General features: G+C 65.7%; 10 protein-coding genes and 2 tRNA genes. 6 read left to right on the top strand and 6 right to left on the bottom strand.

Features of this window, described 5'->3' with window-relative positions:
- Window positions 1–89: 89 nt before the first annotated feature.
- Window positions 90–1,907: an ATP-binding protein gene (locus OU998_RS06965; protein ID WP_267516193.1), complete on the bottom strand. Its 1,818-nt coding sequence runs from the start codon at window positions 1,905–1,907 to the stop codon at window positions 90–92.
- 84 nt (window positions 1,908–1,991) lie between these two features.
- Window positions 1,992–2,297 (bottom strand): BolA family protein, encoded by a 306-nt coding sequence (locus tag OU998_RS06960; RefSeq protein WP_267516734.1) that lies wholly within the window; start codon window positions 2,295–2,297, stop codon window positions 1,992–1,994.
- A gap of 45 nt (window positions 2,298–2,342) precedes the next feature.
- Here OU998_RS06960 and OU998_RS06955 point away from each other — a divergent pair, with 45 nt between their 5' ends.
- The gene (locus OU998_RS06955; protein WP_267516191.1) at window positions 2,343–3,014 is read left to right on the top strand and encodes a J domain-containing protein; all 672 of its coding nucleotides are present in this window, start codon (window positions 2,343–2,345) and stop codon (window positions 3,012–3,014) included.
- A 387-nt stretch (window positions 3,015–3,401) separates the two neighbouring features.
- Window positions 3,402–4,301: a beta-1,6-N-acetylglucosaminyltransferase gene (locus OU998_RS06950; RefSeq protein WP_267516190.1), complete on the top strand. Its 900-nt coding sequence runs from the start codon at window positions 3,402–3,404 to the stop codon at window positions 4,299–4,301.
- 33 nt (window positions 4,302–4,334) lie between these two features.
- Here the strand turns inward: OU998_RS06950 and OU998_RS06945 are convergent, their stop codons facing one another.
- Entirely contained in the window at window positions 4,335–5,504 is a 1,170-nt protein-coding gene (locus OU998_RS06945) for an N-acetylmuramoyl-L-alanine amidase family protein (RefSeq protein WP_267516188.1), read from the bottom strand.
- Between the two features lie 509 nt (window positions 5,505–6,013).
- Here OU998_RS06945 and OU998_RS06940 point away from each other — a divergent pair.
- From OU998_RS06940 to OU998_RS06930, 3 genes are all read left to right on the top strand, one after another.
- Window positions 6,014–8,725 (top strand): Rne/Rng family ribonuclease, encoded by a 2,712-nt coding sequence (locus tag OU998_RS06940; protein ID WP_267516186.1) that lies wholly within the window; start codon window positions 6,014–6,016, stop codon window positions 8,723–8,725.
- Between the two features lie 61 nt (window positions 8,726–8,786).
- Entirely contained in the window at window positions 8,787–10,187 is a 1,401-nt protein-coding gene (locus tag OU998_RS06935) for a M48 family metalloprotease (RefSeq protein WP_267516184.1), read from the top strand.
- A 29-nt stretch (window positions 10,188–10,216) separates the two neighbouring features.
- Window positions 10,217–11,005, top strand: coding sequence for a thioredoxin domain-containing protein (locus OU998_RS06930; RefSeq protein ID WP_267516183.1), 789 nt, complete (start codon window positions 10,217–10,219; stop codon window positions 11,003–11,005).
- A 138-nt stretch (window positions 11,006–11,143) separates the two neighbouring features.
- Here OU998_RS06930 and tuf read toward each other — a convergent pair whose 3' ends face one another.
- From tuf to OU998_RS06915, 3 genes are all read right to left on the bottom strand, one after another.
- On the bottom strand, window positions 11,144–12,334 hold the full coding sequence (gene tuf, locus OU998_RS06925) for an elongation factor Tu (protein WP_267516182.1): 1,191 nt from the start codon (window positions 12,332–12,334) through the stop codon (window positions 11,144–11,146).
- A gap of 52 nt (window positions 12,335–12,386) precedes the next feature.
- Window positions 12,387–12,460: transfer RNA gene (locus OU998_RS06920), tRNA-Gly, on the bottom strand.
- 81 nt (window positions 12,461–12,541) lie between these two features.
- Window positions 12,542–12,625: transfer RNA gene (locus tag OU998_RS06915), tRNA-Tyr, on the bottom strand.
- Between the two features lie 147 nt (window positions 12,626–12,772).
- Here OU998_RS06915 and rlmB point away from each other — a divergent pair.
- Window positions 12,773–13,657, top strand: coding sequence for a 23S rRNA (guanosine(2251)-2'-O)-methyltransferase RlmB (gene rlmB, locus OU998_RS06910; protein ID WP_267516181.1), 885 nt, complete (start codon window positions 12,773–12,775; stop codon window positions 13,655–13,657).
- Window positions 13,658–13,677: the final 20 nt, after the last annotated feature.

The following is a 13,677-nucleotide window of genomic DNA, read 5'->3' as shown; positions in this document are numbered from 1 at the left end:
GGCGTCGCCGTCAGCCCACAACGAAAAACGCCCCGGAGGTTTCCCTCCGAGGCGTCTTCGATCAGGCCACGACCGAGTTTGGGCCGTAATCAGGCGGCGACCGACTGTTCCTCGCCCACGCTTGCCCGCCCCACGGCCTCACGCCCGCCCGGCACGCGGCTCATCATTTCAGCCAGGGCTCCGAAGTCGATGGGCTTGGTCAGATAGGCGTCGGCTCCAGCACTCAATCCGGCCTGGTGATCTTCTTTGCGCGCCGAGGCGGACAGGACGACGATCGGCGTCTCGGCGTTCACGCCGCCGCCGTCTCTTATCAGGCGAGTGGCGGTCAGCCCGTCCATCACCGGCATGTTGACGTCCATGATGATCAGGTCGAACGCCTGCGCCAGCGCGGCTTCGACAGCCAATTGACCGTCCTCTGCGGTGACGGTGACATGGGACGCCGTGCTCATCCAGGCCTCAAGGATCATGCGGTTCACCGGATGATCCTCGACCACCAGGACCCGCAGGCACTCGACGGTCTCGGCCTCAGCCTCAACCCGTTCCGGCGCGACGGGACTGGCCCATTCCACGACGTCAGCCTCGACGGTCAGGGTGAAGCACGACCCCTCGCCCACCGTCGATGTCACGTCTATGTCGCCGTGCATGATGTTGGCCATACGCCGGGCAATGGTCAGGCCCAGCCCCGTGCCGCCGAACCGGCGCGTCGAGGACGCGTCGACCTGGGTAAAGGGTTGGAACAGCCGCTCCAGATCGGCCGGCGATATGCCCGCGCCGCTATCCTTCACGGAAAACTCGAAGCCGACCCTGCGGTCGGAAATACGATGCCCGCGAACGACATATCGAATTTCGCCCGCGTCGGTGAACTTGACGGCGTTGGACAGAAGATTTTGCACCACCTGGCAGACCCGCAGCGGATCGCCGCGCACGACCGAGGGGATTTCACCTTCCCATTCCGAAACGAAAATCAGACCCTTGGCCTCGGCCTGGGCTTCGAACGGTCCGGTGATCCGGCGCTGCAAATCCTCCACCACGACATCGACCACCTCGAAGGTCATCTTGCCGGCCTCGATCTTGGTCATGTCGAGGATGTCGTTCAGTAGCGACAACAGGTTGTCGCCGGAATTGCGAATGATCGACAGATATTCGCGCTGCGCACCTTCAAGACGGGTCGCGCCGAGCAGCTGGGCGGCGCCCAGCACCCCATTCATGGGCGTGCGAAGTTCATGCGAAATCACGCCCAGGAAGTTCGACTTGGCGTCGTTGGCGGCGTTCGCCTTGTCACGCGCCGCCTCCAGCTCCTCGATCAGATGGGCCTGATGGGCCTGGAAGGCGTCAATCCGCCCTTCCCTGAGCATGGTCATTGTGACGAGAACGAACAGGCAGGCGGCGGTGAACGGCAACACCGCGAGCATCGACCAGAACTCGGGCTTGCCCCAAAGGCTCAGCAGGATGATTCCCGCTGCGCCGGCATAGGGCGACGAGATGATCATGGCCTGACGGGGCGAGCTGCGCAGTTGGGCGAAGACCAACACGAAGCCGGAGATAATCAAAGCAATAGCCAGCGGGCGGCCAAACGAGGCGTCGGAGAACCACGCCATCAGCGGAGCAATGGCCCAGGCCGCGGTCGTTGCGGCCCCGACGGCGGGAAACACCATGCCCCAGCCGACATCGACCCTATGGCTCAGCTTGTGTTCGACCACGCCCCGGATCGAGCCGGCCGCGACGGTGACGACGAACCATAACATGGCCTGCCACCACGGCACTGTTCCCAGCAAGCCCAAGGCCCAGGTGGCGATGATGACGTAGCGCAGGTACTGCGTCTGCAGGATCGCCGTCAGGGCCTGGGCGGGATCGCCCGCGCGTCGATCGCCGGCAAAGGCCTTGGCCACCCCGTCAGATTCAACCATGTCCCAGCCGTCCCCACGTTCTGTTTGGTCGCATGACGCTAGGGCGAAGGTTCTAAGACGGAGTGAACGTTGGTTTTTGCGCAATCACACGCTGTGGACAATCTCGCTCGGCGCAAGCGCCTTGATCGACAGGGCGTGAATTGGCCCCGCCAACTCATCCCTAAGCAGCCCGTTGACCGTTCTTTGACGCAGGACCCTGGACTGCCCCTCGAACGCGGCGGACACGACCGTCAGATTGAAATGAGTTTCGCCTCCGGGCTGGGCGTCCATGCCCCCCTCGTGGTGATGCCCGGCATGCCGCCAGCTGTCGTCTTCGATCTCGAGTCGTTGCGGCGACAGCGCGGCGCTCAGTTTTTCGCGGATAATCGTCGCCACGGGGCCGTCTGACATGATCGTTTCCTTGAAGAGGTCCAAATCCGCACTACACTTCGTTTGATGTCCGCCTCCTTTCAATACAAGCCGCGATTCACCGACATCCGGGTGAAACCGCCGAAGGCTCAGGAGGAGGAAGCCGCCCAGGCGGACGTCCTGCACCTCAAGCCCGGCGAAAAGCCTTGCCAATGGCCTGATTGCCGCAAGGCCGCGACAGCCAAGGCGCCCAAGTCACGCGAACGGCTGAACGACTTTTATGAATTCTGCCAGGCCCACGCGGGCGAGTACAACAAGGGCTGGAACTTCTACGCGGGGATGAGCGAAGGCCAGATTCGCAGCATTCAGGAAAACGAGGCCATGACGGGCGGCCGCCCGACCTGGGAGATGCAGGCCGGCAAGTTCACGCGCGAGGCCGCCGCCTTCTCCGCCAAGATGGGCACGGCGAACAACACCGGCGCGGGATCCTGGCGCGACAGTTTCGGCCTGTTCGGACGCAAGGGCGATCAGGCGCCGCAATCGCCGACCGAGGATCGCCGCATCGGCAAGCTGGAACGCGCCGCCCTGGCCGACCTGGACCTGGATCCCGGCGCGGACAAGGCCAGGATCAAGGCCCAGTACCACGACCTGCTGAAACGTTTTCACCCCGACACCAACGGTGGCGACCGCGGCGCCGAGGCCAAGCTGCAACGCGTGATCAAGGCCTGGAAGACGTTGAAGAAGGCCGGACTGGCCTAAGGCGGCGTCGCGCCTATTTCGAAGGCCGCCCGGGCACGGGCGTCAGGTTTTTCAGGCTGGGCTGCGACGCGTTCTTCTTGGGCGGCGCCGCCTTCTTGGTCTTGCCCTTGCTCTCTTTCATGCGGATCGGTCTTCCTGTTCAAAGACCCACCCTAACAGCCGCCCGACCGGCAAATGAGGCCGAGCCGCGTTCTCGCCCATGGCGTTTTCGCCAGGACTTCCCAAATAGGAGGATGGTCGCCGAGGCGCGAACCGCCGTCAGGCGGTTGATCGGATCCGGTTTGACCACCATGCGAAACCAGCCTTCCCTATGACATGGCTCATCAAGCTGTCCGTCACGCACGTCGCGACGGCGCTTTCTCTCTCATCCGAGGGGAGCGAAAACGCATGATCGGTTATCTGATCCTGGTCCACCGCTATCCCGAACAGTTCAAACGCCTGTTCGAAGCCGTCTATGACCCCGCGAACCACTATGTCGTCCATGTGGATCGGAACTCAGGCCCCGAGTTGGAGCAGCAGATTCGCGACCTCCTGGCGCCCTACGCCAACGCCGCCGTGATCGAGAGCCGCCGCGCCCTGTGGGGCGGCTACAGCCTGATCGACGCCGAATTGCGCGGGATGAAGCGGTTGTTGGAAATGAGCGACGACTGGTCGGTGTTCATCAACCTGAGCGGACAGGACTTTCCTCTCAAGTCCCAGGCAGAGATCAAGGCCTTCCTGGCTCGCCATCCCGGGCAGGAGTTCATCCGCGCCGTCGATCAGAAGAAGGTCCGGCCCGACACCATGAACCGCGTGCGCAATCTGGTCTTCGAACGGCCCAAAGGCATCGTCCGAACCCTGCTGCGCCGTCCGTTCCTGCGCGGTGCCACCCCCTATATCGGCAATCAGTGGATGATGGTCAGCCGGCGCTTCTGCGAATTCGTTTGCCACGACAAGGCGGCGGACCGGTTCAAGGCCTTCTACCGCCACACCTTCATCGCCGACGAGGGCTTCTTCCAGACCGTGATGAACAATACCGAGGTCCACGGGCCGATGGTCAACGACGACATGCGGATGATCGACTGGATCCCCGACGGCGACATCAAATTGCGGCCCCGGACCTATACGATCGCGGATACGGCGGCGCTGAAGGCCAGCCCCTCCCTGTTCGCGCGCAAGTTCGACCAGGAGACCTGCCCAGACGTTCTCCCCATGTTGGAACGTTGGATCGAAACGCCCCGGGCTGCGATCCGCAGCCTCTCAACACCGGTCGCCCATAGAAAAGACGCCGGCGTCATCGCCGCCTGAAATGCGATCCTGAACAGGTCGAGCGGGACGCCTTCAGGGCTGTCCCGCTCCATCGTTCGACGCGGTCATCAGCGGGGCGGGCGGCTCGCGGAAATAGCGATCGATACCGTCGGCGACCGACTTCATCAGACGACGACGCGCGCGCTCGTCGGTCAGCAGTCGCTCGTCCTCGGGATTGGTGATGAAGCCCATTTCCAGCAGCACCGCCGGCACGTCGGGCGCCAGCAGCACGGCCAGGCCCGCATCGCGGTGGCTGCGACGCAGCAGCGGATGGTCCGAGCCTTCCAGGTGGGTCAGCAGGACGCGCGCGAACTGGGCCGAGCGGTTCTGGGTGGCGCGCTGGGTCATGTCCAGCAGAATACGGTCCACCGAGGGGTCACGCCCCGGCAGGTGCAGTTCGCGGTGCCAGTTGTCGGTCCGCGTGAACTCGCGCACAGCCCGACCGGCGCCCTGTTCGGACAGGGTATAGACGCTGGCCCCGCGCACGGCCGGATCGCTCCCGGCGTCCGCGTGCAGCGAGATGAACAGGTCGGCGTCGGCCTGGCGCGCGATGGAGACGCGGCGGTACAGATCGACATAGGTGTTGGTCTCACGCGTCAGACGCACGCGATACCGGCCGGTCCGCTCCAACTCGGCCTTCAGGGCCAAGGCGGCGGCCAGAGTGACCTGACTTTCGCTGACCTTGGCCCCGCTGGCGCCAGGGTCGCGTCCGCCATGCCCCGCGTCGATCACGATCAGCGGACGCTCGGCCCGCCGGGGAGCCGGCGTCGAACGTGGAGCGGCCGGTGGCGCAGGCACAGCCCCGCCCACAGCCTTCAGATCCACAACGTAACGATAATGGGCCACCCCGTCGCCGGGCGGCAGCAGGAAGCGGCGCTCGATCTGGCTTCCGCGCGCCAGCTCCAGTTGAACGCGCGAGGCGCCGCCCGCTGCGCTGACCTGATAGGAGCGAACTAGGCCCGATCCGCCGCCGTTCAGGCCCCGGCCGGGCGCGACGCCGTTCAGCGCCAGGGTGACGCGTCCGTCCACGCCCGTGTCGATCACCCGCCCCTGCGTCGACTTGTCCAGATCGATGACGACCCGCGTCCGGTCGCCGTCGGCGCCGAAGCGAATTCCCAGAACATCACCCTGGGCGCCCCAGGCGAAACCACGCGTCGCGAACAGCGCGACAACGCATATGACGACGAAGGCCAAGGCGGTCATCGCCCATTCCCTCGCGCCCCAGCGCACCACACCTGTCAAAAAACGACCGTCCATAACGACGTCGAACCCATCCTACGCGAACTTGAGCTTCATCATGCCAGACGCTCGTATTCAGGGGGTTAAGGCCGAACACCTTTTAATTCGCGTGCGGCGTGACTATGATGTGAACCGTCCGCGAACCGATCGCGCCTTTTCGCCTTTGCGAATACCGGCGCGCCCTCCTCGCGGCGCTGACTTTCACCAATCCGAGAACCGCCCCGGCGCCGCCGATGGTTCAAAGAGCGGACCAGGGTTGCGGCCTTCCCCAGGGATTGGCGCGCCCGGTTCAGGACCGACGACCTCCATGGGCCTTTCCGCCTGCGCTCCCCAACGGCTTGATCAAGCCTGCTTCGCCCTTCCCGGCGAAGGGATGTCGCGTGCGCCGGCCCTTCCCCCCGTTCGGCGAGCCGCCATGACCCTACCCGGTGTTCCGGGACGGTCGGCCTGCGCGCGCCAGAGAGAGACTTTCCATGTCAAAGACCATGCTGATCGACGCGGCCCACCCGGAAGAAACCCGGGTCGCGATCGTCGACGGACGCCAAATTGAAGAATTCGATTTCGAATCCCGTGCGAAGCGCCAGCTTCGCGGCAACATCTATCTCGCCAAGGTCACCCGCGTAGAACCCAGCCTCCAGGCTGCGTTCATCGAATACGGCGGCAACCGCCACGGCTTCCTGGCCTTCAACGAGATCCACCCGGACTATTATCAAATCCCGGTCGCCGACCGCGAAGCCATCATGGCCGAAGCGCACGACGAGGACGATGACGACGATCTGGGTCGCGAGTCCGACGACGACGCCGATCCCGAAGCCGCCTTGGCGGACGAAGAGCGCCTGAAGCGCCGCCTGATGCGTCGTTACAAGATCCAGGACGTCATCAAGCGCCGCCAGATCCTGCTGGTCCAGGTCGTCAAGGACGAACGCGGCGCCAAGGGCGCGGCCCTGACCACCTGGCTGTCGCTGGCCGGCCGCTACTGCGTCCTGATGCCCAACACCGGCAAGGGCGGCGGCATCAGCCGCAAGATCACCAACACCTCGGACCGTCGCCGCCTCAAGAGCGCCGTCTCGGCGCTTGAAGTGCCCAAGGGCATGGGCCTGATCATCCGCACGGCCGGCGCCAAACGCACCAAGGCCGAGATCAAGCGCGACTACCAATATCTGCTGCGCCTGTGGGAGACGATCCGCGAGACCACCCTCGCCTCTCACGCGCCCTCGGTCATCTACGAGGAAGAGAACCTGGTCCGCCGCGCCGTGCGCGACATGTTCGACAAGGATTTCGACGGCATCCAGGTCGAAGGCGTCGAGGGCTTCAAGGAAGCGCGCGACTTCATGCGCGTGCTGATGCCGGCCCAGGCCAAGAAGGTTCACCTGTATCGCGGCTCGCGGCCCCTGTTCGCCGCCAACGGCATCGAAGAGCTGCTGACCCAGATCCACCAGCCGGTCGTGCCGCTGAAGTCTGGCGGCTATCTGGTGATCAACCAGACCGAGGCCCTGGTGGCCATCGACGTGAACTCGGGTCGCGCCACCAAGGAACGCAACGTCGAACAGACAGCGTTCAAGACCAATATGGAAGCGGCCGAGGAAGCCGCCCGCCAGCTGCGCCTGCGCGACCTCGCCGGCCTGGTGGTCATCGACTTCATCGACATGGATGAGGGCAAGAACAACCGCGCCGTCGAACGCGTGCTGAAAGAGGCGCTGTCCTCAGACCGCGCCCGCATCCAGATGGGCCGCATCTCGCCGTTCGGCCTGATGGAGATCAGCCGCCAGCGTCGCCGCCTGGGCGTGATCGAGGGCGCCACCGAGGCCTGCCCCCACTGCCAGGGCACGGGCCGCATCCGCTCCGCTGAATCCGCCGCCCTGATGACCCTGCGCGCGGTCGATATCGAGGCCGGCAAGAACGGTGCGGGCGTCGTGGTGCTGAAGGTCTGCACCGCCGTCGGCCTGTACATCCTGAACCACAAGCGCGCCTATCTGCAGGCGCTGCTGGAACGTCGCGGCCTGAACGTCATCGTCCAGATCGATGACAGCCTGGGCCAGGGCGAGCACAATATCGATCGCACCGAGACGAACGAGGACTTCGTCGCGCCCGAGATCGAGATGCCAAACCTCGACGACGACTTCGATCCGTCCCTGTACGAAGACGAGGATGAGGACGACGACGAGGAGATCGTCAGCGACGACGATGACGACGACGTCGAGGCGCTGGACCGCGAGGACAGCGACGATGACGAACCGCGTGAACGGGCTGAACGCGCCGAATCCGGTGGTCGTGATCGTGATCGGGGCCGGGGCCGCAATCGCCGCCGTCGCGGCGGGCGTCGTGACGACGAAACCGCTGAGGTCGCCGAAACGGTCGAAGCCGCCGATACGCTGAATATCGACGACGCGTCTGACGACGAAGAAGACGAGAACGGCCGCCGCCGCCGCCGGGGCCGCCGGGGCGGTCGCCGCGTCCGCGAGGACGGCGAGCGCGACGTCTATACCTGGGTCCGTGGCCGCACCCCGTCGCTGGACGATCCTTACGTCTGGTTCGACCCGCTGAACCCCGGCCGTCCCGAGCCCCGCGCCGAACGTCCGGATCGTGCTGAGCGTCCGCAGGCCGCCCAGGCCGAGGTCGAAGGTCTGGACACTGTGGCGTCCGAAGGCTCCGGCGAGGAAGGCGGGCGTTCGCGTCGCCGCCGTCGTCGCGGCCGGGGTCGGGGCGGCGACGCTGTCGGCCAAGACATCAAGGTCGAGAACCGCGCCACCAACGAAGGCATGCCGCCCGACGGCTCGCCCGAGACCCCGATGGCCGTGATCGTCGAACCGACCGCTGAAGCGGTCGAGGCTGACGCCCCCTCGGTTGCGGCGGAACCTCAACGTCGTCGCGTCCGCCGCAAGTCGGCCAGCGCCGATGCCGCGATCCAGGTCACGCCGGACACCGAGGCCCTGGAGGTCGAGGCCCATGTCGAACCGCACCCGGACACGGCGATCGAGCTGAACGAGGCTCCGGTCGAAGGCGCCCCGGTGGAATTGGACGTCACGCCCGAGGAAGCCCTGACCGCCGAACCGCAACCCGCCGTCCTGGCCGAGCCTTTCGTCGCACCGACGCCTGAAGTCGATGTCGAGGCGATCCTCGCCGAAGATCCGAACCAGATCGTCGCCCCGCCCGAAAAGCCCAAGCGTGGGTGGTGGCGCCGCTGATCGGTCACGATTAGACTGTCAGAATGCTGACGGGGGGTCGGCCGATATTGTGGAGTACGCCATGACCTGGCTTCCCCGATCCGCATCCCGCATCCTGACGGCGGCGGCGGTGGGCTTTGCAGCCCTCGTCGCCGCCGGCCAGGCCTCGGCCCAAAGCCTGATCCGCGACACCGAAATCGAGGGGATCATCCGGGAGTGGGCCGACCCTGTCTTTGTCTCCATGGGTCTGAACCCCGCGGACATCGAGGTCCTGCTGGTCAATGACAATGATTTAAACGCCTTCGCCACGCGCGGGCGGATCATGGGCGTCAACACCGGCCTGATCCTGCGGACCAAGAACGCCAACGAACTGCTCGGCGTGATGGCGCACGAGGCAGGCCATATCAAGAACCGCCACACCCTGCGCGACGGGGCCCAGAACGCCGCCAAACAGCCGATGTTCATGACCATGGCCCTGGGCGCCCTGGCCATCGCCGCCGGCGCGCCGGACGCCGGCGTCGCCCTGTTGGGCTCTAGCCAGTATTTCGGCACGATCGGCGCGCTTCAATATATGCAGAGCCAGGAGGGCGAGGCCGACCTGACCGGCGCGCGGGCGCTGGAAGGCGCCGGCGAATCCGGGGCGGGCCTGGTCTCCTTCTTCGAGAATTTCCGCGCTCAGGAAGTCTTCTCCGACGCCCGCCGCTATCCCTATTTCCGCAGCCACCCCCTGTCGTCGCAGCGGATCGAGTCCATGCGCCGCTATGTCCAGGACCAGCCCCACTATGGTCATCGCGACAGTCCCGAGCGGATGGCCCAGCACGCCCTGATCCTGGCCAAGATCCACGCCTTCATGGACCCGCCGAACACCACCCTGCGCGCCTATCCGTCCACCGACGCCACCCTGCCCGGCCGCTACGCCCGCGCCATCGCCTGGTACCGCGACGGTCAGACGGACAAGGCTCTGGCCGCCGTCGACGCCCTGATCGCCGAGGATCCGCAAAACCCCTATTTCGCCGAGCTGAAGGGCCAGATCTATTTCGAGGAGGGTCGCCCAACCGAAGCGGTCGCCGCCCACCGCGAAGCGGTGCGGCTCAAGCCCGACGCCCCCCTGCTGCGCATCAACCTGGCCCACGCCCTGATCGGCACAGACGATCCCAAGAACCTGGATGAGGCCATCGACCAGCTGAAGCACGCGACGGTGGCGGAGCGCGAAAACACCATGGCCTGGCGCCTGCTGGGTCAGGCCTACGCCGCCCAGGGCAAGGAGGGCGAGGCGCGTCTCGCCACCGCCGAGTACTATTTCGCCGCCGGCCAGGAACGCGAAGCGACCCAGTTCGCTTTGCGGGCCCGCAGCATGCTGGACCCCAACTCCATGGAATGGCGCCGGGCGGTGGACATCGTCCTGGCGTCCGGGGCCACACCTGACGATCTGTTGGACCTTGATCGCCGCGACGCCGCCCGCAAGCCGACGACGCTGAACTGACGCCCTACCCATCCTGACCGCGAGCCTTCATGACCGACGACGCACCCGCGCCTGAGACCCCGACCGCCCCGCATCCCTTGAAGGGCGGTTTCAGCGGGGGCGTCGCCGGCTATGTCGCCCTGGGCGTCTCGGTCGTGGCCCTGGGCCTGGCCGCAGCCCCCTATTTCGGCGGCGGCTCAGGCGGCGACGTCCGCGCCTATCTGCTGGAACACCCCGAGGTGCTCCAGGAAGCCAGCCTGGCGCTTCAGGCCAAGGAAGGTCAGGCCCGCGTCGACGAGACCAACGCCGCCGCCACGGCCAACGCCGCCCTGCTGGCCCCCGACAACCGCGACCCCGCCTTCGGCCCCGCCGACGCCAAGGTGACGGTGATCGAGTTCTTCGATTTCCGCTGCCCCGGCTGCAAGGCCGTGGCGCCCCAGTTCCGCGCCCTGATGGCCGCCCATCCGGACGTCCGCTTCGTCTTCAAGGACTGGCCGATTCTGGACCGAGGCGAGGATGTCGCCTCGCAATACGCCGCCCGCGCCGCCCTGGCCGCGCACCAGCAGGGCAAATATCTCGAGGTCTATGACGCCCTGATGCGCGAACGGGCCCTGACGCCGGACGCCGTCGATCGCATCCTGGCCGAGCACGGCGTAGAACTGGCCCGCGCCAAACAGGCCCTCGTCGCGCCCGAAACCACCCGCCACATCGCCGACATCCACACGACAGCGGCAGCGCTGAAGCTCCAGGGCACCCCCACCTTCTTCGTCAACGGCAAGGCCGCCGCCAGTATCGAGCCCGCGAAGATCGCCCGGATGATCGAGGCGGCCAAGCGCTGATCCGACGCCGCTAGGCTCCAATCCCCACAGCAAAACGGCCCCCGGATTTCTCCGGGGGCCGTTCTGTTAGGCGACTGTAGTGCCTGGCCTCAAGCAGCGCGTGCGCGCTTTAGGCCAGGCTTAGAGTCAGATCCTCGACTACTCGATGATCTTGGCGACGACGCCGGCGCCGACGGTGCGGCCGCCTTCACGGATGGCGAAGCGCAGGCCCTGATCCATGGCGATCGGGGTGATCAGTTCGACGTTCAGCTCGGCGTTGTCGCCGGGCATGATCATTTCGACGCCTTCCTTCAGCTGCACGATGCCGGTCACGTCGGTCGTGCGGAAGTAGAACTGCGGGCGATAGTTGGTGAAGAACGGGGTGTGACGGCCGCCCTCTTCCTTGGTCAGGATATAGGCTTCAGCCAGGAACTTGGTGTGCGGGGTGATCGAACCCGGCTTGCACAGAACCTGACCGCGCTCGACGTCTTCGCGCTTGGTGCCGCGCAGCAGAACGCCGACGTTGTCACCGGCTTGACCTTGGTCCAGCAGCTTGCGGAACATTTCGACGCCGGTGCAGGTCGTCTTCTGAACCGGACGGATGCCGACGATTTCGACTTCTTCACCGACCTTGACGATACCCTTTTCGACGCGACCCGTGACCACGGTGCCGCGGCCCGAGATCGAGAAGACGTCTTCGACCGGCATCAGGAAGGGCAGGTCGACCGGACGTTCCGGCTGCGGGATGTAGGCGTCGACGGTTTCCATCAGGGCCAGAACGCGCTGTTCGCCGATTTCCGGGTTCACGCCGTCGGTCGCGGCCTTGGCCGAACCCTTGGTGATCGGAATATCATCGCCCGGGAACTGGTAGGACGACAGAAGCTCGCGCACTTCCATCTCGACCAGCTCCAGCAGTTCTTCATCGTCGACCAGGTCGACCTTGTTCATGAAGACCACCAGGGCCGGCACGCCGACCTGACGGGCCAGCAGGATGTGCTCGCGCGTTTGCGGCATCGGGCCGTCGGCGGCCGAAACCACCAGGATCGCGCCGTCCATCTGAGCGGCGCCGGTGATCATGTTCTTCACATAGTCGGCGTGGCCGGGGCAGTCGACGTGGGCATAGTGACGGTTGGCCGTCTCATATTCCACGTGCGCGGTGTTGATCGTGATGCCGCGGGCCTTTTCTTCCGGCGCAGCATCGATGTCCGCATAGGCCATGGCCTTCGCGCCGCCGGCCTTCGCCAGCGTCATCGTGATCGCCGCCGTCAGCGTCGTCTTGCCATGGTCAACGTGACCGATCGTGCCGATGTTGCAGTGCGGCTTGTTCCGTTCGAACTTTTCCTTGGCCATGGCCAAACTCCTGATGGCCCGGGTTGAGGGGCGCGATGCTGATCAAAAAACCTGGAGCGGGTAGACGGGATCGAACCGACATCCTCAGCTTGGAAGGCTGCTGCACTACCATTGTGCTATACCCGCGCGGAGACTGCGGAAGTTCTTTGGGAACGCCGCAGCCGGTTCCTCTCCGTCGTCCTGATCCGCCGTATCCGTCAAGGCGCGTGGTGGGGGAAGAAGGACTCGAACCTTCGAAGCTTACGCAGGGGATTTACAGTCCCCCCCCTTTGCCACTCGGGACATTCCCCCAGCGCGCCTTGTCGAACCGCGGACCCCTCATTCCGCCCATAATCAAGCGGGACGAAACAAAAGCCTTCGGCTTGTCGCCTCCTCTAGGATAGAGGGGGCGCCCAGACCCGAAAGCCCTTGGGGCTCCAAATCGGAGGGCGTCTTATAGTGTCGTCGAAAACAGAACGCAACGACCGTAAAAGCGGTAAAAAACCAATCTTTGGAGGCCGGGCTTCCGGGCCCCGCGAAAAGGGCCAAAAGCCCGTGGCGCAAGGGTTTTCCGGACGCGAGGACGCGCCCCGTCCGCCCCGTTCGCCTGATCGGGGCAAGTCGGACGCCGATAATTTTCTCTGGGGGCGTCACCCGGTTTTGGCCGCTCTGGCGAATCCCGCACGTCGCGGCACGGGTCGTCTGCTCGCCACGGCGGAGCGCGCCGCCGAGATCGAAGAGGGCAAACTGGCGCACGGTCACAAGATCGAGGTGGTCGAGGTCCAAGCCCTGAACCGGATGTTGCCCGCCGGCGCCGTCCACCAGGGCCTGGCCTTCAAGGTCCAGCCGCTGGAAGGCGTGTCGCTGGAAGAGTTGGCTGAACCGGCTCAGGGCGTCATCGTCATGCTGGACCAGCTGACGGACCCCCAGAACGTCGGCGCCATCTTCCGCTCGGCCCTGGCCTTCGGCGCGCGGGGAATCATCGTGCAGGACCGCCACGCCCCCGCCCTGGCCGGCGCCCTGGCCAAGGCGGCGGTCGGCGCCACCGAACGCCTGCCCCACGCCCGGGTGACGAATCTGTCGCGCGCATTGGAACGGCTGGCGGATCTGGGCTGGCGCGCCGTCGGTCTGGACGGAACGGGCGAACAGACGCTGGAAGAGGCGCTGGACCGCCAGCCGACCGTCCTGGTCATGGGATCCGAAGGAGACGGCATCCGCCGCCTGGTGGCCGAACACTGCGATGTGTTGGCCAAGATCCCTATGCCGGGCGGATTCGAGAGCCTGAACGTCTCCAACGCCGCCGCCGTCGCACTTTATGAGGCGGCGCGCGCGCAACGCGGCTGACAGACGGTCGCACCGGCGTT

This window comes from Brevundimonas sp. SL130, from assembly GCF_026625805.1.
GTDB lineage: Bacteria > Pseudomonadota > Alphaproteobacteria > Caulobacterales > Caulobacteraceae > Brevundimonas.
This window is presented reverse-complemented; position numbering and strand designations above follow the sequence as displayed.

Coding starts and splice junctions, on each gene's coding strand:
- OU998_RS06965 (WP_267516193.1), bottom strand. CDS start 1,907: ATGGTTGAATCTGACGGGGTGGCCAAGGCCTTTGCCGGCGATCGACGC.
- OU998_RS06960 (WP_267516734.1), bottom strand. CDS start 2,297: ATGTCAGACGGCCCCGTGGCGACGATTATCCGCGAAAAACTGAGCGCC.
- OU998_RS06955 (WP_267516191.1), top strand. CDS start 2,343: ATGTCCGCCTCCTTTCAATACAAGCCGCGATTCACCGACATCCGGGTG.
- OU998_RS06950 (WP_267516190.1), top strand. CDS start 3,402: ATGATCGGTTATCTGATCCTGGTCCACCGCTATCCCGAACAGTTCAAA.
- OU998_RS06945 (WP_267516188.1), bottom strand. CDS start 5,504: ATGACCGCCTTGGCCTTCGTCGTCATATGCGTTGTCGCGCTGTTCGCG.
- OU998_RS06940 (WP_267516186.1), top strand. CDS start 6,014: ATGTCAAAGACCATGCTGATCGACGCGGCCCACCCGGAAGAAACCCGG.
- OU998_RS06935 (WP_267516184.1), top strand. CDS start 8,787: ATGACCTGGCTTCCCCGATCCGCATCCCGCATCCTGACGGCGGCGGCG.
- OU998_RS06930 (WP_267516183.1), top strand. CDS start 10,217: ATGACCGACGACGCACCCGCGCCTGAGACCCCGACCGCCCCGCATCCC.
- tuf (WP_267516182.1), bottom strand. CDS start 12,334: ATGGCCAAGGAAAAGTTCGAACGGAACAAGCCGCACTGCAACATCGGC.